23 protein-coding genes and 2 pseudogenes are annotated in these 20,528 nt (G+C 75.3%); 12 read left to right on the top strand and 13 right to left on the bottom strand.

Annotated elements, in window-relative coordinates; all coding sequences use genetic code 11:
* Positions 1–334: 334 nt before the first annotated feature.
* The 3 genes from OP18_RS48155 to OP18_RS48165 are packed head-to-tail and all read right to left on the bottom strand — an operon-like array spanning position 335 to position 2,797.
* Positions 335–1,321, bottom strand: a complete 987-nt coding sequence (locus OP18_RS48155) for a hypothetical protein (protein ID WP_033367119.1) — start codon at positions 1,319–1,321, stop codon at positions 335–337.
* Positions 1,321–1,863: a SigE family RNA polymerase sigma factor gene (locus tag OP18_RS48160; RefSeq protein WP_052388474.1), complete on the bottom strand. Its 543-nt coding sequence runs from the start codon at positions 1,861–1,863 to the stop codon at positions 1,321–1,323. Before OP18_RS48160 ends, OP18_RS48155 begins: the two co-directional genes overlap by 1 nt.
* 34 nt (positions 1,864–1,897) lie before the next feature.
* Positions 1,898–2,797 carry an ADP-ribosylglycohydrolase family protein gene (locus OP18_RS48165; protein WP_033367121.1) on the bottom strand — a complete coding sequence of 300 codons (900 nt, stop codon included), beginning with the start codon at positions 2,795–2,797 and terminating at the stop codon, positions 1,898–1,900.
* Between the two features lie 40 nt (positions 2,798–2,837).
* On the opposite strand from OP18_RS48165, the gene OP18_RS48170 reads away from it, so the two are divergent.
* A complete protein-coding gene (locus OP18_RS48170) occupies positions 2,838–3,491 on the top strand; it encodes a class I SAM-dependent methyltransferase (protein ID WP_156090316.1) in 654 nt (217 codons plus the stop codon).
* A gap of 13 nt (positions 3,492–3,504) precedes the next feature.
* Here the strand turns inward: OP18_RS48170 and OP18_RS54195 are convergent, their stop codons facing one another.
* Together OP18_RS54195 and OP18_RS51765 are read right to left on the bottom strand one after the other, a co-directional pair.
* The gene (locus OP18_RS54195) at positions 3,505–4,125 is read right to left on the bottom strand and encodes a hypothetical protein (protein ID WP_052388476.1); all 621 of its coding nucleotides are present in this window, start codon (positions 4,123–4,125) and stop codon (positions 3,505–3,507) included.
* The gene (locus OP18_RS51765) at positions 4,122–5,567 is read right to left on the bottom strand and encodes an Hsp70 family protein (RefSeq protein ID WP_052388477.1); all 1,446 of its coding nucleotides are present in this window, start codon (positions 5,565–5,567) and stop codon (positions 4,122–4,124) included. Before OP18_RS51765 ends, OP18_RS54195 begins: the two co-directional genes overlap by 4 nt.
* A gap of 122 nt (positions 5,568–5,689) precedes the next feature.
* Between OP18_RS51765 and OP18_RS48180 the strand changes: the two genes are divergently transcribed.
* The 8 genes from OP18_RS48180 to OP18_RS48220 all read left to right on the top strand — a co-directional run bounded on the left by OP18_RS48180 (position 5,690) and on the right by OP18_RS48220 (position 10,694).
* Positions 5,690–6,019, top strand: a complete 330-nt coding sequence (locus OP18_RS48180) for a hypothetical protein (RefSeq protein ID WP_033367125.1) — start codon at positions 5,690–5,692, stop codon at positions 6,017–6,019.
* Complete coding sequence (locus OP18_RS48185; RefSeq protein ID WP_033367127.1) at positions 6,016–6,420, top strand: hypothetical protein; 405 nt, start codon at positions 6,016–6,018, stop codon at positions 6,418–6,420. Before OP18_RS48180 ends, OP18_RS48185 begins: the two co-directional genes overlap by 4 nt.
* Positions 6,421–6,429: 9 nt before the next feature.
* Complete coding sequence (locus OP18_RS48190) at positions 6,430–6,960, top strand: flavoprotein (protein ID WP_033367129.1); 531 nt, start codon at positions 6,430–6,432, stop codon at positions 6,958–6,960.
* Positions 6,957–7,760, top strand: coding sequence for an alpha/beta fold hydrolase (locus tag OP18_RS48195; RefSeq protein ID WP_033367131.1), 804 nt, complete (start codon positions 6,957–6,959; stop codon positions 7,758–7,760). The genes OP18_RS48190 and OP18_RS48195 overlap by 4 nt, the downstream gene beginning before the upstream one ends.
* A 77-nt stretch (positions 7,761–7,837) precedes the next feature.
* Complete coding sequence (locus tag OP18_RS48200; protein ID WP_052388478.1) at positions 7,838–8,998, top strand: serine hydrolase domain-containing protein; 1,161 nt, start codon at positions 7,838–7,840, stop codon at positions 8,996–8,998.
* 243 nt (positions 8,999–9,241) lie between these two features.
* Positions 9,242–9,520 carry an SCO0607 family lipoprotein gene (locus OP18_RS48210; protein WP_033367135.1) on the top strand — a complete coding sequence of 93 codons (279 nt, stop codon included), beginning with the start codon at positions 9,242–9,244 and terminating at the stop codon, positions 9,518–9,520.
* A 37-nt stretch (positions 9,521–9,557) separates the two neighbouring features.
* Entirely contained in the window at positions 9,558–9,986 is a 429-nt protein-coding gene (locus OP18_RS48215; RefSeq protein WP_033367158.1) for a glutaredoxin domain-containing protein, read from the top strand.
* A 9-nt stretch (positions 9,987–9,995) separates the two neighbouring features.
* Positions 9,996–10,694, top strand: a complete 699-nt coding sequence (locus OP18_RS48220) for a hypothetical protein (protein WP_033367137.1) — start codon at positions 9,996–9,998, stop codon at positions 10,692–10,694.
* Positions 10,695–10,719: 25 nt separating this feature from the next.
* Here the strand turns inward: OP18_RS48220 and OP18_RS48225 are convergent, their stop codons facing one another.
* A complete protein-coding gene (locus OP18_RS48225) occupies positions 10,720–11,925 on the bottom strand; it encodes an ROK family transcriptional regulator (RefSeq protein WP_033367160.1) in 1,206 nt (401 codons plus the stop codon).
* A gap of 76 nt (positions 11,926–12,001) precedes the next feature.
* Between OP18_RS48225 and OP18_RS48230 the strand changes: the two genes are divergently transcribed.
* Genes OP18_RS48230 through OP18_RS48240 form a run of 3 tightly spaced genes read left to right on the top strand, consistent with a single transcriptional unit; the run spans position 12,002 to position 14,515 of the window.
* On the top strand, positions 12,002–12,853 hold the full coding sequence (locus OP18_RS48230) for an RNA polymerase subunit sigma-70 (RefSeq protein ID WP_033367139.1): 852 nt from the start codon (positions 12,002–12,004) through the stop codon (positions 12,851–12,853).
* 59 nt (positions 12,854–12,912) lie between these two features.
* The gene (locus OP18_RS48235; protein WP_033367141.1) at positions 12,913–13,668 is read left to right on the top strand and encodes an SDR family oxidoreductase; all 756 of its coding nucleotides are present in this window, start codon (positions 12,913–12,915) and stop codon (positions 13,666–13,668) included.
* 31 nt (positions 13,669–13,699) lie between these two features.
* Positions 13,700–14,515, top strand: coding sequence for a sulfite exporter TauE/SafE family protein (locus OP18_RS48240; RefSeq protein WP_033367142.1), 816 nt, complete (start codon positions 13,700–13,702; stop codon positions 14,513–14,515).
* Here the strand turns inward: OP18_RS48240 and OP18_RS48245 are convergent.
* From OP18_RS48245 to OP18_RS48270, 7 genes and pseudogenes are all read right to left on the bottom strand, one after another.
* Entirely contained in the window at positions 14,512–15,630 is a 1,119-nt protein-coding gene (locus OP18_RS48245) for an MsnO8 family LLM class oxidoreductase (RefSeq protein ID WP_033367143.1), read from the bottom strand. The genes OP18_RS48240 and OP18_RS48245 overlap by 4 nt on opposite strands.
* Positions 15,627–16,205 (bottom strand): annotated as a pseudogene (locus OP18_RS62800) (LLM class flavin-dependent oxidoreductase); the annotation flags it as partial. The gene OP18_RS48245 and the pseudogene OP18_RS62800, both read right to left, overlap by 4 nt.
* Before the next feature lie 29 nt (positions 16,206–16,234).
* Positions 16,235–16,477, bottom strand: a pseudogene (locus tag OP18_RS61550) (LLM class flavin-dependent oxidoreductase); the annotation flags it as partial.
* Positions 16,474–17,562 (bottom strand): LLM class flavin-dependent oxidoreductase, encoded by a 1,089-nt coding sequence (locus OP18_RS48255; protein ID WP_033367144.1) that lies wholly within the window; start codon positions 17,560–17,562, stop codon positions 16,474–16,476. The gene OP18_RS48255 and the pseudogene OP18_RS61550, both read right to left, overlap by 4 nt.
* Positions 17,555–18,892: an NtaA/DmoA family FMN-dependent monooxygenase gene (locus OP18_RS48260; protein WP_033367145.1), complete on the bottom strand. Its 1,338-nt coding sequence runs from the start codon at positions 18,890–18,892 to the stop codon at positions 17,555–17,557. The genes OP18_RS48255 and OP18_RS48260 overlap by 8 nt, the downstream gene beginning before the upstream one ends.
* 82 nt (positions 18,893–18,974) lie before the next feature.
* Positions 18,975–20,132, bottom strand: coding sequence for an LLM class flavin-dependent oxidoreductase (locus OP18_RS48265; protein ID WP_033367146.1), 1,158 nt, complete (start codon positions 20,130–20,132; stop codon positions 18,975–18,977).
* Positions 20,129–20,494, bottom strand: a complete 366-nt coding sequence (locus OP18_RS48270) for a glutathione S-transferase family protein (RefSeq protein WP_245635788.1) — start codon at positions 20,492–20,494, stop codon at positions 20,129–20,131. The genes OP18_RS48265 and OP18_RS48270 overlap by 4 nt, the downstream gene beginning before the upstream one ends.
* Between the last annotated feature and the right edge of the window lie 34 nt (positions 20,495–20,528).

The raw sequence follows: 20,528 nt of genomic DNA on the forward strand, positions 1-20,528 counted from the left end.
CGCCCCCACAACCCGCGCGAACGCCGCACTGACGTTGCGCGCACTGGTCGACAACGACCCGGGCGACCTCACCCCCGGCGAACACGCGCTGCTCGGCGAACTGCTGGACCGCCTGGCCCGCTAGAGCACGGGGACGGACGGCGAGCCGCCAGGCGAAATGAGTCGGCGAGACTTGCCCGCGCGTCGGCGAGAGAGTGCTGGTGGACGTCAGGGTGTCGGGCGTCGGTGTTGCGCCAGCGCAGGTAGGCGTGGATCGCCTCGCACCACGAACGCCGTCCGACCCGCAGGCCGGACGGCGTGTCATCCAACACCGCGAACGTTCGTGGTCAGCGCACTAGCCCCGGCCGAGGCTGATCCTCCCCGGTCCGGGGACGTGGACGTCGACGGTCGCCGTCACGGTGCCCTGGCGGGTCAGGACGTACACCTTGCCGTCGTGTGCTGCGAGCAGCTCGTCGGAGTTGACCCACACGGCGTCGTAGGGGAAGGGCCAGAGCTGCCCGGTGGACAGGTCGATGAGCCGCCAGTTCTTTCCGGTGCCGTCGAGGTCGCCGACGATGTACTGGCCACCCGGCGACTGGGCGAACGGGCCGGACGGGGTCAGACCCGCCGGCACCGGGTTGTAGTGCCTGCCGGTGGTGACGTCGAACGCCTCGAGCCGGTCGACCAGCTCCTGCCCCGCGCCGCCGGAGCGGTCGGCGATGGGCAGCACGACCGTCTCGTGGTCGAACCAGACGAAGTTGCACCGGCCGCAGTCGTACTGCTCGTGGTCGATCCAGTGCCTGGTCACGGCGCCGGTACGGGCGTCGATGACGGCGTACCCGAGCTTGAACGGCTCCTTCTGGGTCACCCGGGTGACCAACCGGTCACCACCCGGCGACCAGCTGTACGCGCCGCCGAGGTCGGTGGTGTCCACGGTCACCGCGTCGGCGCCGTGCACGTTCATCAGGCGCACCGACCCCGGCCCGGCGTCGACCAGGACCCGGTCGCCGACCGGGGCGGGCAGCACCGTGCCGTCGACCGGCAGCGTGACGTATTCGCCGGTGGCCCGGTCCAGGACCTGGTTGCCGACGGCGGTGACGACCCAGCCGCCGGGCAGCCCGGGCGCGGCCGGCTCCGCCCGGCGCTGCGGCTGGGACAGCAGTGCCCAGGGCAGGGCCACGGCGACGACCGCGGCGACCGCGGCGGCGACCGCGGCGAGCCGCCGGGTCCTGCGGATGCGCCGGCCCCTCGCCATGCTGGCCGCGGCGAGCCCGCTCGGCGGCCCGGTCAGCTCCGCGGACATCTCCTCGATCGTCTCGTGGAGCAGCTGCTCGAACCGCATCAGCGTCGTCCTTCCGCGAGGTCGGGGGACCAGTCCAGCTGCGGCACCAGCTCGCGCAGCTTGGCCAGCCCGCGGGAGGCCTGACTGGCCACGGTGCCCTCACGGCACGACAGCACCGCGGCGGTCTCCTCGACGCTGAGGTCCTCGAAGTACCGCAGGATCAGCACCGCCCGCTGGCGGGGCGGCAGCGACCGGAGCGCGTCGCGCAGCAGCAGGCGCAGCGCGGTGTCGGCCTCCAGGTACCGGGGGCCCGCCCGCTCCGGCGGCTCGGCGACGGTGACCTCGGCCTGCCGGCGCCGGCTGCGCCAGCCGGAGGCGAACTCGTTGTAGATCATCCTGCGCAGGTAAGGCTCCGGCTCGTCGATGCGCCGCCACCGCGCGAACGCCTTGGCCAGGGCGGACTGCACGAGGTCCTCCGCGGCGTGACGGTCACCCGTCAGGGCGTACGCGGTCCTGAGCAGCGCATGCGCGCGCTGCTCGACGAAGGCCGAGAACTCGGCCTCCTCGGGTGTCTGCACGGCGGGCACCTCCTTCACCCCCATCGACGCCGGGGGTGCCGGAAACTTTGCACGCCGCTCAGGAATCCGCGGTGCGGACCCACGAGGGCAGCGGCTCGCGGTGGGTCAGCCAGGCGTCCGGGATCGCGGCCCGGCCCGCCGCCGCGGCGACGACCCCGCCGACGATCGCGGCCGTGGTGTCCACGTCGCCACCGGCCTCGACGCAGGCGAGGATCGCTGACCGGTAGTCGGACAGGTGGGTCGCGGCGACCCACAGCGCGAACGGCACCGTGTCCTGAGCGAGGACCTGCGAGCCGTTGCCGAGCGTGTACGCGGCCTCGGCGACGCTCGCGCCGAGCAGGTCGCGGGCGCGCCGCAGGCCGGTCTTGACCTGGCTGTCCACCTGGTACGCGAGCACCGCGTCGAACAGCTCGACCGGCTCCAGCGGCGCCTCCACCAGCCTGGACCAGGCCGCCTCGGCGGCCGCGACGGCGACGGCGACCGCGCCGAGGATGCCCTCGCTGTGCGCGTGGGTGACCTCGGCGGTGCGCATCGCGTCGAGCGCGGCGCTGCGGGAGTCGCCGGCGTGGAACGCGCCGAGCGGCGCCACCCGCATCGCGGCGCCGTTGCCCATCGAGCCGAGCCCGTCGAACGCGGACCGGGCCGCCTCCCGCCAGGGCACGCCGTCGCGGATCTGGTGCAGGATGACCACGGCACCGCCGCCGTAGCCGCGGTACGGCTCGTACCGCCGGACGAACGCGGCGGCGAGCCGGTCCCGGTCGATGCGGCCGTGGCCGGCGAGCTCGTCGACGATCGAGCAGGCCATCTCGGTGTCGTCGGTCCACGGCCAGGCGCCGGGCGGCTCGGTCGCTTCGGTGATGTGGGTGACGGTGGTGCCCGGCACGAAGAACTGGGCGCCGACCGCGTCGCCGACGGACAACCCGTCGAGGCTCTCGCAGCACAGGTCGAATGAGGTCATGTCGCCGGCAATGATGCCACGCCCGTGGCATGGTGTGGCGATGTCCGAGGTCACCGCCGACGGCCGTCCCGTCGGCCTCTACGCGGTGCTGCCGCACAACGGCGAGCCCGCCTTCGTCCACGCGAACGTGCCGCCGGGGGCCGCGGTCCTGGACCTCAGCGGCAGCGCCGGCCGCATCGCCGACCCGCTGGTCGCGCTGGGCCACCCGGTGACGGTCGCCGACGACTCGGCCGGGATGCTCGCGCTGGTCCGCGCCGCCCGGACCGTCCTGGCCGGGCCCGGCGCGCTGGACCTCGGCGAACGCTTCCCGGTCGTGCTCGTCGCGGGCACCCGGGTCAACGCCGCCGATCCCTCGGTGCGCGCCGGGCTGCTCGACGCGTGCCGCCGGCACGTCGCCCCGGACGGCCAGGTCGTCATGCAGTGGCTGCCGCCGTCGTGGTTCGACAGGGCGGCGTCGTCCACCGGCCGGATCTGGCCCGTCGAGGTCGACGTCGAGATCGAGTCCTTCGACGGCACCGTGCTGCGCAGCCGCACCACGTATCGCCTCGGCGACGCCCGCTGGGAGCTGCGCGGCGCGGTGCGCCGGCTGAGCCGCGCCGAGCTGCACGCCGCGCTCGCCGGCGCCGGCCTGCGCTTCGACCGCCACCTGCGCGGCGGCCGCCAGTTCTTCAGCGCCGTGCCGGTGCCCGGGTAGCGGCCGCGGGCGGTCAGGCGGTGACGTCCAGGGTGGCCTTGGCGGACCGCTTGCTCTGCGCCCCGGTCAGCTCGACCGTGGTGGCGCCGCGCTTGAGGGTCCTCGTGGGCATCGTCCACTCGACGGTGCCGGCGACGGCGGGCTTCACGATCTGCTGCACGCCGTTGACCTTGATGGTGACCTGCTCGGTCCTGGTGAAGCCGGTGCCGGTGACCTTGACCGGGACGCCGGCCTTGACGGTGTCCGGGACGACCTTCACCGCCGCGCCGGCGGCGCTCGCGGCGCTCGACGCGGCCGGGCTCGCGCCGGCGGACCTGGACACGGTGGCGGTCGGGGTGGCCGCCGCCTTGCCCGTCCACCCGTCGATCTTGTCGCGGCCGGCGCTGAGGAGGCCGCGGCCCCACGGGGTCAGGGCCAGGACGATGACCAGGGGCACGGCCATGAGACGCAACCGGAAGAACAGGCGGCGGATCGAGAACCCTCCGCCGCCGCGCCGGGTGCGGGCGGGCGGGTCGGCCGGCGGCGGGGGCGGGGACGGGGGTGCGGGCTCGTCGCGGGCGTACTGCGGCATCAGGTCCTCGTCGCCGTAGATCGCGACGTTGCCCTGCAGCGTCACCCCCGGGCCGATGATCACCGACGGTCGCTGCGGGCGCTGCTGCGGTACGGCCGGCGGCTGCGGCGGCGGATACCCGGCCGGCGCCCCCTGGTACGCGGCCGGCGGGTACGCGGGCGGCGGCGGGGTCTGGTACGGCGGCGCGGCGGGCTGATACGCGGAAGGCTGATATGCCGCCGGCGGCGCCGGCGCCTGGAACGTCGAGGACGCGGGCGTCTGGTACGCCCCGGGCGTCTGGTACCCGGCCGGCGGCGCCGACGCCTGATAGGCGGCCGGCGGCGCCGACATCTGGAAGGCGGCCGGCGGCGCCGAGGTCTGGAAGGCGGCCGGCGGCGCCGAGGTCTGGAAGGCGGCCGGCGGCGCCGAGGTCTGGAAGGCGGCCGGCGGCGCCGAGGTCTGCCGAGCAGCAGCGCCCCGAAGGCGACCGGCAGCTCCGGCTGCTCCGGCACCACCGGCGCCAGCCCGAACCGGGCGTGCAGCCGGCTCGCCACCAGCGGCAGCCGGCTCGAGCCGCCGACGAGCAGGATCGCGTCCAGGTGCGCGGCGGGCACGCCGGAGCGCTGCAGAACCCGGCGGGTCTCGTCGACGGCGCGGTCGACGAGCGGGCCCGCGACCCGGTCGAGCTCCTCGCGGGTCAGGTGGGTCGCGACGTCGACGCCGGGCACGTGCACCGGCGCCGAGGCGGCCCTGGAGAGCATCTCCTTCGCGGCCCGTACCTCGGACCAGAGCGCCATCCGGTCGCGGAAGTCGGCCGGGGTCCGCGGGTGCTGCAGGCGCCGCCACAGGTCGCCGTCGTGCGCGGCGATCTGCTGGCCGAGGTGGCCGACGAGGGCGGCGTCGACGTCGGTGCCGCCCAGGTCGTCGAGGCCGCCGGTGGCGAGGACCCGCAGCCCGTCGGGGGCGGCCTGGGCCACCGTCACGTCCAGGGTGCCGCCGCCGAAGTCGAAGACGGCGACGCTGCGGCCGGGGGCGATCTGCGAGCCGAGGACCCGCATGCAGTACGTGGCCGCGGCGACCGGCTCGTCCAGCAGCGTGACCCGGCCCAGCCCGGCCACCGCGGCGGCCTCGGACAGCACGGCCCGCCGGCGCGGGCCCCAGTCGGCGGGGCAGGTGAGCACGGTCGTGCCGCCGGCCAGGGCACCGGCCTGCGCGGCCTCCCCGGCGACCCGGCGCAGGATCGCGGCGAGCAGCTCGACGACGGGCACCTCGCGGTCGCCCAGCAGGATGAGCCCCTCGTCGACGTGGCCCTTCGGGTTCGGCTCGTAGCGCGCCGCGTCGGTGGCCATGTGCCGCTCGGCGTCGCGGCCGACGAACACGGTGCCCGACGCGTCGGCGAACACGGCCGAGGGCAGCAGCGGGTTGCCGTCGAACAGCAGCGGGCGGGGCGTGCCGTCGCCGCGGTCGACGACGGCGACCGTGTTGGAGGTGCCGAGGTCGACGGCGAAGCGGACCTGACCCTGCACCGCGCTCTCCCGCTGTCGTCACGGACCGAACGCCGAATGGTACGCCACCACGCACGGTACCTAGCCCGCGACTGAGTACAAGTACCGATGTCCGGCGGCGCCGCGGCCGCGAGGATCGCGGGATGGAGCAGACCCGCGCGCCGTTCGGGGCGAGCATGCTGGTCGGGATCGGCTGGTTCGCGACGCTGGTCGCGGCGCTCGCCGTCGGGGAGTGGTCGGTGCCGCGGCAGCCGGACCCGGAGTGCACGTCGTTCGGCTGCGGCCTGACGCTGCTGGACCTGCTGCCCGCGTTCGTGGTCGCGGCGGCCCCGCCGCTGCTGGCGGTGCTGCTCCTGGTGACGGCCGTGGTGACCCGGCTGCGGATCCCGGCGGCGCTGGCCGGCACGCTGTCGGCGGCCGGGACGGTGCTCGTCGTCGTCGCCGGCCTCGCGCTGTTCCAGGTGGCCCGGTGAGCGCCGCGACGCGACGGGCGTGCCTCGGCGTGCTGTTCTACGGGTGGATGTACGGCATGCCGTTCCTGTGCGTGGTCGCGCTGATGCGCCGCACGTCGTCGCCGTTCACCCCGACCCGCGCGGCGGCGGAGGCCTACGGGACGGTCACGGACATCCTGTTCACCGTCGTGATGGTGGGGGGCGTCGCGCTGCCCGCGCTCGGCCTGGCCCTCGCGAAGGCCACCGGCGAGCGGGGCTGGGCCCGCCACTTCGTGGGCGGTCTCGTCGCGGTGCCGGTGCTGTACGCCGCCCTGTGCCTGGCCGGGTCCATGGCGGGCACCCCGCTCGTGGGGCACGTGCCGCAGGACCAGGAGCCCCCGCGCCCGGTCACGGTGTGCGCCCACGAGTGTCCGGGCGGCTAGCCTGGGCCCATGCCGGTGCTGTACGTCGTCGCCTGCGGTGGCCGTCCCGCCGCGGACCTGCCCGCCTTCGTCGCCGCCGCGCAGCGGGACGGCTGGGTCGTCTGCGTCGTGGCCACCCCCGACGGGCTGAAGTTCCTCGATGCCGGCGCCCTGCAGGCGCAGACCGGGTATCCGGTGCGGTCGCGGTACAAGCAGCCGGACGAGCCCGACGTCCTGCCCCCCGCGGACGCGTTCGTGGTCGCGCCGGCCACCTTCAACACCGTCAACAAGCTCGCCGCCGGGATCAGCGACACCCTCGCCCTCGGCCTGCTCAACGAGGGCATCGGCCTGGGCCGCCCGGTCATCGCCGTGCCGACCCCGAACGTCGGCCTGTCCAACCACCCGGCGTTCCGGGCCAGCGTGCGCACCCTGCGCGAGTGGGGCGTGACGGTCCTGTTCGACCCGGCGTCGGTGCCGCCCCTGGACAGCGACCCGGCCACCGCGCCGCCGCCGTTCCCGTGGCCGGCCCTGACCGACGCGCTGCGCGCCCTGCCCCGATGAGCCGCCCCGCCGGACGCGCCGTGCTGGCCGACGACGGGTGCCGGTTGTGGACGCTGGTCGGCGGGGACGGGCCGCCGCTGGTGTTCGTGCACGGCGGGCCGGGGCTGTGGGACATGGCCGGCGACCTGGCCACGATGTTCGAAGGGCACTACCGGACCGTGCGCTGGGACCAGCGCGGGTGCGGCAGGTCGCAGCGGCGCGGGCCGTACACGCTGGACCGCAGCGTCGCGGATCTCGGCGCGGTGCTCGACGCCCACGCCGCCGGGCCGGCCACGCTGCTCGGGCACTCGTGGGGTGCGCACCTGGCCCTCGAATACACGCTGCGGCATCCGGAGCGGGTGCGGCGGCTCGTGTACGTCGCCGGCACCGGCATCGACGACGAGGACACCTGGAAGCCCGTGTACCGGCAGCGGACCCGGGACCTGCCCGGCGGGCTCGACCGGGCGTCGGTGGTGCGGCAGTGGACGGCCGAGTTCCCGGACCGGGCGCAGGCCGCGACGCACGCCGAGGCGATGGCGACGCCGTGGTTCGAGATCAACCGCGAGTGCAGCGTCACCATCAACGCCGAGGTGGCGCGGCGGCTGCGGGAGACGGACCTGGCCGCGCGCTGCCGCACGCTGCGGGTGCCGGTGCTCATCGTCGACGGCAGCGAGGACCTGCGACCCCGGTGGGCGGTGGACTCCCTCGCCGCGGCGCTGCCCGACGTGCGCCGGGTCGTGCTGCGGGGCGCGAGCCACCTGCCGTGGGTGGAGGACCCTGACGGCTTCTCCGGGGCGGTTCTCGGGGACCACCGGAGGTAAACCCCGGATGCCCGTGCGGCACCGCCGGCGACAGGGTGGATCCGACAGATTTCCACCTATCGTTGGAGGTGTCCGCTTTGCGCGTACCCATTGCCGCCCTGGTCGCGGCCGCGCTCGTCATCGGACCGGCCACCGCGGCGGGGGCCGCCGCACCCGGCGGGGGCGGCCGGCACCGCTGCACCGCCCTGGCGGACGGGACCCCGCTGCGCGAGGCGCTGGAAGGGCTGCCCGACGAGGAGGCGTCCGGCGCGCTCGTGCTGGTCACCGACGCCGCCGGCTGCCGGCAGGGCACGGCCGGGGTGGCCGACGTGCGCACCGGGCGCACGGTGCCGATCGACGGCCGGTTCCGCATCGGCAGCATGACCAAGACGTTCACCGCCGTGGTCGCGCTGCAGCTGGCCGCCGAGGGGCGGCTGGACCTGGACCAGACCGTCCAGCACTACCTGCCGGACCTGCTGCCGGCCGGCACCGCGCCGGTCACGGTGCGGCAGGTGCTCACGTACACCAGCGGCATCAACCACGTCGAGGTGCCGAACAAGCAGGCGGACTGGTTCCTCGCGCACCGCTATGACCACTGGGCGAAGGGCAGCCAGATCGACACGGCGAAGCCCCTGGCGTTCCCGCCCGGCACGAAGCAGCGGTACGGCAACGTCGACTACATCGTCGCGGGCCTGCTGATCGAGAAGGTCACCGGCCGCACCTGGGAGTCGCAGATCCAGCGGCGCATCATCGACCGGCTCGGCCTGCGCGGCACCACCGCGCCCGGCCGGGACGTGGAGGTGCGCGGCCCGCACGCGCACGGCTACGAGGCGACCGCGTCCGGCTGGGTCGACGTGACCCGCGCCGACACGTCACTGCAGTGGTCCGCCGCGTCGATCATCTCCACCGCGCCGGACCTGGACCGGTTCCTGGTGGCGCTGTTCAGCGGGCAGCTGGTGCCGCAGCCGCAGCTGGAGGAGATGTTCACGGTGCCGGCCGGGGTGCACCTGTACGACGGCAACGACGACCCCGCCGACGACGAGGACGCCGTCTACACCGCCGGGCTGACGAAGCTGGAGCTCGGCCCGGTGACGCTGTGGGGCAAGAGCGGCGACCGGCCGGGCTACAACAACGGCATGGCCGCGACCCGCGACCTGTCCGCGCGGCTGATCTTCTCGGTGAACACGCTGCACATGGGCGGCACCGAGCAGCCGCTGCGCTCGCAGCGGATCATCATGGCGGCCCTGCAGGAGCTGTGATCCACGGCGGCCCGCTTGCTTCACCTCTCCTCATACGACAGGTGTTGCACCGGCGTGACGTTCATGCCGCGCCCGCCGCTCGGCTCGATCCTGCGCGCCGTGGACCGCCGGCGCCCCCGGCGACGCCGGACAACCGCAGCACCGGCCACGACTACGGCACCGCCCACCGCGTCATGCACCGCATCACGCTGCGCGGCGACGTCCCGGTGGGCCCGACGGCCGGTTGAGGCGCACACTGGGCGGATGGGCCCGCGCCTGCTCCCGCCGCTGCTCGCCGCCACGCTGATCACCGCCTCGCTCACCGGGTGTTCGCTCAAGGAGCGGATCTGCCGCTCCGGCGAGCACCCGGTGAAGGCGGTCGGCAACGCCACCGGCCGCACGTGCGTCCGTGACGGCACCGACCCGCCGGCCGGCTACGTGCGGTACCCGGCGGACAAGACCCCGACCCACGTCGGCGACGAGTGGGACCGGTACTGGAACGGCAAGGTCCTCGACGAGCACGGCAACGTGACGTCCGGCTGACTGGGGGAACCCGCGCGGCGACCGGTACCGTGTGCCGGTGATACGCGTGTGGCGTCCGGCGCTGGTGTTCGTCCTGTGCGGTGCGGTCGTCGGCTGGCTGCGGGCCGCCGACGGCGACGTCAGCGGTGCCGTCGTCGTCGCGGTGGCCTTCCTGGCCCTCGCCGTCGTGTTCTCGCCGCTGATCTTCCCGCGGCACACGCCGGCGACGGTGGCGCAGGCGTCGGGGCGGCCGGTCGTCTACTGGCGGCCCGGCTGCCAGTACTGCCTGCGCCTGCGGCTGCGCCTGCTCGGCCGGGCCCGGCACGCGGCGTGGGTGAACATCTGGCGCGATCCCGAGGGTGCCGCGGCGGTGCGCGCGGTCGCCGCCGGCAACGAGACCGTCCCGACCGTCTTCGCCGGCGGCGAGGTCCGGGTCAACCCGGCGCCGCAGTGGGTGCGGGCCCAGCTGTCCGCGGTGCGCGCGTAGGACGCCGGGGTGGGCTTCGACCTCGGCGTCGGGCTGTTCCTGTGCGATGACACCGGGTGGCCGCTGCCGCAGCGGCGGCGGTTCCTCGACGACCTCGACGCGCGGCTGCGCCGGCTCGGGCTGCCCCCGCACCGGGAGCCGGCGTCGGTCGCCGACATCGACCCGCCGCTGCCGCCGGGGACCGACCCGTGCCTGCTCGGCGCCTCGATGGGCGCCTACTCGTCGCACGCCCGGCGGGCCGACCGGCTCGACTGGCTGGCCCGGCACGTCGCGGTCCGCGGCACCGCGCCGGACCTGGAGCCGCCGTACGGGCCGGCGCTGTACCGGGCGTACGACGCGCTGACCGACCGGGGCGCGGCGTTCGACCACCTGCTCGCGGCGTGCGGCCAGGACGTGGTGATCCTGCCGCGGCCGCTGGATCTGGTCCTCGCCGACCGGGACGGCCTGCTCGTCTCGGCGCACCGGCTGCGGGCCGAGGCGGTGGCGCTGGGGTACGTGCTGCGCGCCGGCGACCCCGCGGCCGGCGACTCCCCCGTCGTGGACTGGACCACCGGGGCGCCCGTGACCGACCGGTCGTTCGAAGGGCTCACCGCCCGCATCGACGACGACGCGGACCAGCTCTGGGCCGAGGAGGCCGACCTGTGCCGGCGGCTGCTGCGCGGCGCCGCCGACGTCCTGCGCACGGGCGCGCTCGGCCTGACCAGCTGAGCCCGGCGGCACCCGACGGTCCGGCTCAGTGGTAGCCGGCGAGCAGCGGGGCCTGGCGGTAGAGAACGGCGATCGCGCCGAGCGCGCCGTCCTCGTCGCCGAGGCGGGCGGCGCGGACGACCCGGTCGCCACCGCCCGCGACGCGGGCGCCGGCCCGCTCGGCGACGGTCGCGGCGATCCGGTCGACGACGCCGGGCCAGCACCGGGTGAGCCGGCCGCCGACCACGATCCTGGCCGGGTCGAGCACGAGCGCGGCGGCGGCGAGGACCTGGCCGACGGCGACGGCGGCCTCGTCGAGCACCGCGGCGGCGACCGGGTCGCCGCGGCGCAGCGCCGCCTCGAGGTCGTCGGCGGTGCGCACGGCCAGGCCGCGCCGGCGGCAGGTGCGCAGCACGGCGGGCACCGAGGCGACGGTCTCCAGGCAGCCCCGGCGGCCGCAGCGGCACGGGTCCGGCCCGCCGACCGGCCCGCCGACCGGTTCACCCCGGCCGCCGACCGGACCTCCTGCCGGACCGCCGACCGGGAGGACGGCCGGGACGTGGCCGAACTCGCCGGCGACGCCGTGGCCGCCGGTGACGAGCCGCCCGCCGACCACCAGCCCGCCGTCGATGCCGTCGGCGAGCCGGATGTAGAGCACGTCGTGCAGCTCGGGGACGTCCGTGACCGCCTCGGCGAGCGCGGCGAACCTGGTGCTGCCGTCGGCGATCACCGGCGCCCCGAACCGCTCCCGGAACGCCTCGGCGACCGCGGGCTCGACCGGCCGCGGACCGGCGACGCCGACGCCGACGCCCTGCAGCGCGCGGAAGCTGATCCCTGAGCGGGCGCCGACGTCGTCGATCAGGTCGAAGGCGACCGCGACCCGCTCGGGCCAGCCGGTGCCGGGCCCGTACGCCGCGTGGCCGGTCGCGATCACCTCGTGGGCGGCGTCGGCGACGGCGACGCGGACCCGGCGGCGGCCGAGGTCGACGCCGAGGAACCGCCCCGAGGACGGATCCAGCGTCAGCAGCTCCGCCGGGCGGCCGCTGCCGGCGCGCAGGCCCGCGTCGGTGTCGATGACCACGACGGCGCCGCGCGACAGCAGGTCGCCGGCGATCTCCGACAGCGTGGTGCGGGACAGCCCGACCTTCGCCGCGATCTGCCCCCGGCTGAGGGCGCCGTGCTCCCGCAGGACACGCAGGACGCGCTCCTCGTGTGTGCGCCTGACCAGTGCGTGTACACCCTCGACGGACACGGCACCCACTCCGGCAGCATTGTCTATTAACACAATGGGAGATACATGATATCAGTGCCGCTCTAGACTCGGTCGCGTGACGTTCGAGGCCCTCGCCGAGCCGCTGCGCGGCGAGCTGCTCGCGCACTGCTACCGGATGCTGGGGTCACTGCACGACGCCGAGGACGCGGTGCAGGAGACGTTCCTGCGGGGCTGGAAGGCGTTCCCTGACCTCGAGGACCGGGCCGGGGTGCGGCCGTGGCTGTTCCGGATCGCCACCAACCGCTGCCTCACCGCGCTGCGCCGCCGGGGCCGCCGCGAGCTGCCCACGGACGCCGGCGGGGAGCCGCTGTGGTTGCAGCCGTGGCCCGACGCCCTCACCGGGATCACGGTCGAGCTCGCGTTCGTCGCCGCCCTGCAGCACCTGCCGCCGCGCCCGCGGGCGGCGATCCTGCTGCGCGAGGTCCTCGGCTTCTCCGCCGCCGAGACCGCCGGGCTGCTCGGCACGACCGTCGCCGCGGTCAACAGCGCCGTGCAGCGGGCCAGGAAGGCCCTGCCGGCCGCCGCCCCCACCGCCACCGACCCCGCGACGCTCCGGGTCGCCGGCGCCTACCGGGCCGCCTGGGAGTCGGGCGACGTCGACGCGATCGCCGGCATGCTGGCCCGGGACGCGAAGTACTCGATGCCGCCGCTGCCCGAGGTGTACCGCGGCGCCCCGGCCATCCGGGCGTTCCTGCTGGACGGCCCCGCCCGGCACCGGTGGCGGTTCCTGCCCACCAGGGCGAACGGGCGGCCGGCGTTCGGCACGTACCTGCTGCGCGACCGCTACGAGGCGGCCAGCATCGACCTGGTGACGGTGCGTGGGTCGCGGGTCACGGAGGTGGTGTCGTTCCTCGGCCCGGCGCTGTTCCCCGCGTTCGGTCTGCCCGAATCGCTCGATCCGCGATGAGTCGCGCCTCCGCCGGGGGTTGTACCGGTGACAGGCACTCCGAAGCGGAAGGAACCATCATGTTGCTGGCAGGCAAGCACGCGATCATCTACGGGGGCGGCGGCGCGGTCGGCGGCGCCATCGCGCGGGCGTACGGCCGGGCGGGCGCCCGGGTGTTCCTCGCCGGCCGTACCCTCGCCGCCCTGGACGCGGTCGCGACGGACATCCGCGCGGCCGGCGGGCACGCGGACACCGCCGCCGTCGACGCGCTCGACGAGCCCGCCGTCGAGGCGCACGCGGCCGCCGTCGTCGCCGCGGCCGGCCGTGTCGACGTGGCCGTCAACGTCATCGCCGACGCCGACGTGCAGGGCACCCCGATGCTCGACATGACGGTCGAGGACTACCTGGCGCCGGTCGTGCAGTCGGTACGGTCGAAGTTCATCACCTCCCGCGCCACCGCCCGGCACATGGCCCGCACCGGCGGCGGGGTGCTGCTGTTCTTCGGCGGCTCCGGCCACCCGCCGCGCGAGCTGTACCTGGGTGGCCTGCAGACCGCGTTCGAGGCCGTCGAGCACATGCGCCGCCAGTTGGCCACGGAGCTGGCCCCGCACGGTGTGCGCGTGCTGACGCTGCGCACCGGCGGCGTGCCCGACGCCATCCCCACGGGCGTCCCGGGTCGCGCCGCGATCGAGGCCGCCATCACCGGCCAGACCCTGCTCGGCCGGGCCGCGACCCTCGCCGACGTCGGTGACCTGGCCGTGTTCGCCGCCTCCGACCTGGCCCGCACGATGACCGGCACCGCCCTGAACATGACCTGCGGCGCGACGCTCGACTGAGCCGCGGCGGCGGCGCTGTACCGTCACCCCGGTGCGGATCGTGTTGCTCGTCCTGGCCGGAATGCTCGGCGCAGTGATCGGCACCGCGGGCGGGATCACGTCGCTCGTCACGTACCCGGCGCTGCTGGCCGCCGGGTTGACCCCGCTGCAGTCCAACGTCGCCAACACGGTCGCCCTGATCAGCGGCGCGGTGGCGTCGTCGGCGGCGTCCCGGCCGGAGCTGCGGGTGCACCGGCGGCGGTTGCCGTGGTGGGCGGCGGCCGCGGCGGTCGGCGGCACCGCCGGGGCGGTCCTGCTGCTGGTCACGCCGCCGGGGGTGTTCGCCTGGATCGTGCCGTTCCTGATCGCGTTCGCCGCGGTCCTGGTGCTGGTCCGCCCGTCGGTCGAGCGGCCCGCGGCCGGGGCGCCCACCCGGGCCGCCGCCGCGGTCCCGTCCGCCGCCGCGGGCACGGCGGCGGCCGGGCCGGGCGGCCGGCGGGCCGGCTGGCTGCGGGTCGTCGCGGCGGCCGCGCTCTTCGCGGTGTTCGTCTACAGCGGCTACTTCGGCGCCGGTGCGGGCATCCTCACCCTGGCAATCGTGCTGCTGGTGGTGGAGCCGCACCTGGTGCGGGCCAACGCGCTCAAGAACGCCCTCACCGCGTGCGCCGACGTGGTGCCCGCGGTGATGTTCGCGGTCGTCGCCGACGTCGTCTGGTGGGCGGTCGTCCCCCTCGCGGTCGGCTCGGGGATCGGCGGCGCGCTCGGGCCCGCCGTCACCCGCCGCCTCGACCCGCGGGTGCTGCGGGCCGCGGTGGCGGCGATGGGGTTCGGCCTGGCCGCCTGGCTGCTGGTCCGCGCGGCCGGCTAGACCGGCCACTCCCCGGCGAGCAGCTCGAAGGAGCGCACCCGGTCGGCGTGGTCGTGGGTGATGGTGGTGACGAGCAGCTCGTCGGCGCCGGTGGCCCGTTGCAGCGTGCGCAGCTGGGCGGCGACGGTGGCCGGGTCGCCGACGAACTGGGTGTCGAGGCGGTCCTGGACGAGGGCCTGGTCCTCGTCGGTCCAGGGGGCCGCCGCGGCCTCGGCCGGCGTGGGGAAGGGGATCGCCCCGGCGCCGGTACGGATGCTGCGGACCCAGTGCCGGTAGGGCGAGGCGAGGTGCCGGGCGGTGGCCGTGTCCGGGGCGACGACCACGTCGGCGGAGACGAGGACGTACGGGCGGTCCAGGACCTCCGAGGGGCGGAACGCGGCCCGGTACGCCTCGACGGCCTCCAGGACGCTCGCCGGCGCGACGTGGTAGTTGGCCGCGAACGGCAGCCCCCGCTCCCCCGCGACGGTCGCGCTCTGCCCGGCGCTGGAGCCGAGGATCCACAGCTCGACCTTCGCGCCCTCGCCGGGGGTGGCGTGGACGTCGAGCCCGTCGCGGGTGTACGTGCCGGCGATGAGGGCCCGGATGTCGTCGACGACGTCGGCGAAGTCGGGCGACCGCGCGCCGGGCTGCTGCAGCAGCCGCGCGAACAGCGCGAACCGCGGCTGCGCGGCGAGCCTGGAGAAGTCGAACGCGGGCGGGATGAGCAGCCCGTCGACGATCCGGGCCGGGGCCGGCGCAGGGGGCGGTGCGGCCAGCGCGGCGAGCGCCTCGGTGCGCCGCTGGCCGGAGCGGCCCAGGCCGAGGTCGAACCGGCCCGGGTACACCGCGTCGAGGAGCCCGAACTGCTCCACCACCGACAGGGCCGTCTGGTGGCCGACCTGCACCGCGCCGGAGCCGACCCGGATGCGGTCGGTCGCGGCGGCGATGAGGCCGATGAGCACGGCCGGCGCCGCGCTGGCCACGCCGGCCGCGAAGTGGTGCTCGGCGACCCAGTACCGCTGGTAGCCGAACGCCTCGGCGCGCCGCGCGAGGTCGATCGTGTTGCGCAGGGCGGCGCCCGCGTCGCTGCCCGAGCTGATCGGGGCGAGGTCCAGGACTGACAGGGGAACGGTCATGGCTGCACCGCCAGGGTTGGGAACGGGCGACTGGGGATCTCTCGGCGCAGCACCGGCGCGACCTCGGACTGGAAGAGCTCCAGCGACCGGCGGTGCTGTTTGTCGGTGAGCCCGTCCGCGTCGGCCTGCACGTGCATCACCTCGTGGCCGAGCCGGTCGTGGTACCGGTGGACCTTGTCGATGATCTGCTGCGGGCTGCCGACGAGGATCGAGCTGCGTGCGATCGCGTCCTCGAGGGTGTGGAAGACCGGTTCGACCCCGACGCGTCTGAAGGTCTCCAGGCGGGCGTCGAAGATCGGCCGGTACGTGTCGATCGCGTCCTGCGAGCGTTCGGCGACGTACAGGCCGGCGGAGCCGGCGCCGACGAGCGCGGTGGCCGGGTCGTGGCCGTGGAAGGCGAGCCGCTCGCGGTAGTGCGCGACCAGCTCGGCGTAGGGCTCGACCGGGTTGGTGACGTTGGCGGAGAACAGCGGGTCGCCGTGCAGGGCGGCCAGCTCGACGGAGGCCTTGCTGGTGGCGCTGCCGTGCCAGATGCGGATGTCCGGTCCAGGCGCCCGCCGGACAGGTTGTCCAGGGTGGCGTAGTCCTCGAAGGCGCGCACCGGGTCGAGCAGGCTGAGCGTGGTCACCGCGGTGAAGAGCCGGATCGCGCTGGTACGGGCGGCGATGTGGCTGAGCACGACCGGCGGCGAGGACGAGATGAACGGCCGCTCGTGGCGTTCGCCGACGCCGAAGCCGTCGAAGCCGAGCTCCTCGGCGAGGACCGCGTTGTCCACGACCTCGCGGAGCCGCTCGTGCGCGGGCTTCCTGCCGTCGGTGACGATGAGGGTGATGGCGAGGAACTTCACCGTCGCATCACTCCTTCGGCGAACGTGTACGCCTCTTCCAGGTGCGGGTAGCCGGACAGGATGAACTCGTCGATGCCGGCCGCCCGGTACTCGTCGATGCGCGCCGCGACCTCGGCGTGGCTGCCGACGAGCGCGGTGCCGGCGCCGCCGCGGACCAGGCCGATGCCGGCCCACAGGTTGGGCGCGACGACGAGCCGGTCGCGGTCGCCGCCGTGCAGGTCGAGCATGCGGCGCTGGCCGACGGAGTCGAGGCCGCGCAGGCTCGCCTGCCGCTGCCGGATCGTCTCGTCGTCGAGGCCGGCGATGAGCCGCTCGGCATCGGCCCACGCCTGGTCGGCGGTGTCACGGGTGATGACGTGCAGCCGGATGCCGAAGCGCAGGTCGCGGTCGCCGCTCTCGGCGCGGACCTTGGCGACCTTCTCCGCGACCAGCTCGACGGGCTCGCCCCAGGTGAGGTACACGTCGGCGTGCCGGGCGGCGAGGCGGATCGCGGCCGGTGACGAGCCGCCGAGGTACACGGTCGGGATGACCGCCGGCGGTTCGCGCAGCAGCCCGCCCTCCACGTCGTAGTGGAAGCCGCGGTGGTCGAAGCGTTCGCCGGTCCAGGCGAAGCGCACCACGTCGAGGAACTCCGCGGCACGGTCGTAGCGGGCGTCGTGGTCGAGGGGGTCGCCGTAGCCGCGCTGCTCGGCGGCGCTGCTGCCGATGACGACGTTGAGCAGCAGCCGGCCGCCGGACAGGCGCTGGAACGTGGCGGCCATCTGCGCGGCGAGGACCGGGGTGATGAGCCCGGGCCGGAACGCGACGAGGAACCGCAGCCGGCGGGTCTCGGCGATGAGCGCGGCGGTGGTGAGCCAGGCGTCCTCGCAGTGCGCCCCGGTGGGGGTGAGCACGCCGGTGTAGCCGAGCTGGTCCGCGGCGCGGGCGATCTGGGTGAGGTAGTCCAGCGTCGGCGCACGGTGGGTGGCCGAGCGGGGCAGCGGCGCGCTGTCCTGGGCGCCGATGATGCCGCCGTGGGTGCCGGCGCCGACGGCGTGGTCGTCGCCGCCGGTCGGCAGGAACCAGTGGAACACCGGGTCACTCATGGCGCAGTCCGAGGTGGCCGCGCAGCGTGCTGGTGGTGTACGCGGTGCGGAACACGCCGCGCTCCTGCAGCAGCGGCACGACGGTGTCGACGAACTCGTCGAGCCCGCCGGGGACCAGGTGCGGCACGAGGATGAACCCGTCGGCGGCGTCGCCCTGCACGAACTCGTCGATGGTGGCCGCGACCGACGCCGGGGTGCCGATGAAGGTCTGCCGGCCGGTCACCTCGATCATGAGGTCCCGGATGCCGAGGTGCCGCTCCTCGGCGATCGCCCGCCACTGCCGGGCGGTGGCGAGGGGGTCGTCGAAGAGGCGGGCGCGGCCCTTGATGATGGAGTCTTCGTCCACGACCGGGTCGAAGACCGGCAGCGGCCCGTCGGGGTCGTGGTCGCTGAGGTCCTTGTTCCACAGCTGTTCCAGCAGCAGGATCGCGGTCTGCGGGCTGACCTGCTGGCGCCGGATGGCGTGCGCCTTCTCCGCGGCGTCCTCGGCGGTGTCGCCGAGGACGAACGTGCTCGCCGGCAGGATCTTCAGCTCCTCGGGGCGGCGGCCGTGGCGGGCCATGCGGCCCTTGACGTCGGCGTAGAACGCCTTGCCGGCCTCGAGGGTGCCGTGCCGGGAGAAGATCGCGTCGGCGTCGCGGGCGGCGAACTCGCGGCCGGCGTCGGAGTCGCCGGCCTGGATGACCAGTGGCCGGCCCTGTGGGCTGCGCGGCACCGTGAAGTGGCCCCGGATGTCGATGTGCTGTCCACTGTGGACGAATTGACCGGGGTCGCCGGAGCGGGTGTAGACGCCGGCCTCCTGGTCGGCGACGACCTCGCCGGCGGGCCAGGTGTCCCACAGCTCGCGGGCGGTGTGCAGCACCTCGGCGGCCCGGGTGTACCGGTCGGCGCGGTCGAGGTACCCGCCGCGGCGGAAGTTCTCGCCGGTGAACGCGTCGAAGGAGGTCACCACGTTCCAGCCGGCCCGGCCGCCGGACAGGTGGTCCAGCGAGGCGAGCTTGCGGGCCAGCTCGTAGGGCTCGTTGAAGGTCGAGTTGACGGTGCCGGTGAGCCCGAGGTGGGTGGTGACGGCGGCGAGCCCGGCCAGGACGGTGAGGGCGTCGGGGCGGCCGACGACGTCGAGGTCGTGGATGCGGCCGCGCTGCTCGCGCAGCCGGAGCCCTTCGGCGAGGAAGAAGAAGTCGAACTTGCCGCGTTCGGCGCTCTGCGCGAAGCGCCGGAACGACTCGAACGCGATCTGGCTGCCGGCGGCCGGGTCGCTCCACACCGTCGTGTTGTTCACACCGGGGAAGTGCGCCGCCAGGATCACCTGCTTCTTGGCACTCGTCATGCCGCCACCTCCGCTACGCTCCGGCGCCGGCCTGACCCGACACTGCCACACGATGACCGGCCCGAGCCGCTGCGCTGGCCGGTCATGCCGCCACCTCCGTGCGGGCGTAGCGGTTCACCGCGGCGGGCAGGCCGAGGTGCCCGCGTAACGTGGTGGCGGTGTAGTCGGTGCGGAACGCGCCGGCGGCCCGCAGCCGGGGCACCAGGTCCTCGACGATCGCCTCGAGGTCGGCGGGCAGCACGCCGGGGCGCAGCCGGAAGCCGTCGACGCCGGCCGCCCGCCAGGACAGCAGCAGCTCGGTGAGGCCGGCGGCGTCGCCGACGTAGGTGTGGGCGTCGCTGGCGTACGCGGCGCCGTCGAGCGCGTCGAGGCGGGCCTTGCGGTCCGGGTCGAGGAACACCACGACGTCGGCGAAGATCTTGCCGCGGCCCAGGGCGCGGGCCTCGGCGACGATCGCGGCGGCCTCCGCCGCGTCGGCCGGGGTCACGTGGACGACGTCGGTGTCCAGCTCGTAGCCGGGCCGGGAGTGTGCGAGGGCGGTGACGACCGGCTGGCCCTGCGGCGGGCGCGGCGTGATCGACGGGCCCTTGACGCTGAAGTGCGCGCCGGTGAAGTCGATGTAGTGCAGCTTGTCGCGGTCGATGAACCGGCCGGTGGCGACGTCGCGGATCTCCGCGTCGTCCTCCCAGCTGTCCCAGAGCCGGCGCACCACCTCGATGTGGTCGGCGGCCTCGGCGAACAGCTCGGCGAGGAACGCCTGCGCGGCGGGCTCCCGCAGGCGGGCGAGATCGAGGACGGGGAAGGTGCGGCGGCCGAAGTGGGCGGCCTCGTCCGGCCGGCCGGACACCTGGGCCCGCCACCCGGCGCGGCCGGTGCTGAGGTAGTCAAGGGTGGCGAGCTGGGTGGAGACGTGGAACGGCTCGGTGTGCGTCACGGTCACCGTCGGCACGAGCCCGATGTGGGTGGTGACGGGCGCGACCCGGGCCGCGACGAGCAGCGCGTCGAGGCGGCCCTTGACGTGGTCGGCGCGCCCGTCGAGGCCGTCGTACCGGCCGGACTGCAGGCCGAGGGAGTCCTCGATGGTGACGAAGTCCAGCTTGCCGCGCTCGGCCAGGCGGACGAGGCGCAGCCAGTACCCGGGCGAGAACAGCTCCCCCGGGAAGGCCGACGGATCCCGCCAGGCCGCCGGGTGCCACCCGGCCCCGTCCAGCGCGACCGCCAGGTGCAGATGTTCGCTCATGCCGGGATCCCTTCGGGGCGGCGCACGCGCGCGGTGGCGCGGGCCCACAGCGTCGGGACCGACACGTGGCCGTCGAAGTTCGCCCCGGTCGCCTCGTACGCCTGCCGCAGCAGCGTGAAGCCGTTGACCGGATCGGGGCCGTACCGCTCGCGGAACGCCCACCCGCGACCGTCGCGGGCGTTGTCGACGCAGGACACGGTGACGGCGTCCTGCGGCCCGGCGAGGGCGTGGGCGATCGTCACTCGCTGCGACCATGGGCAGAACCAGCCGGCGTACAGGTGGTACCGGCCGGCCTCGGGCCCCTCGACCACCCGGCCGGTGAACCGGTAGAGCGGGAGGGGATCGTCGGGCGCCTGCGGCATGCGGTGGACGCCGTGCACGGTCGTGTCAACAGGG

It is taken from the genome of Dactylosporangium aurantiacum (genome assembly GCF_000716715.1).
GTDB lineage: Bacteria > Actinomycetota > Actinomycetes > Mycobacteriales > Micromonosporaceae > Dactylosporangium > Dactylosporangium aurantiacum.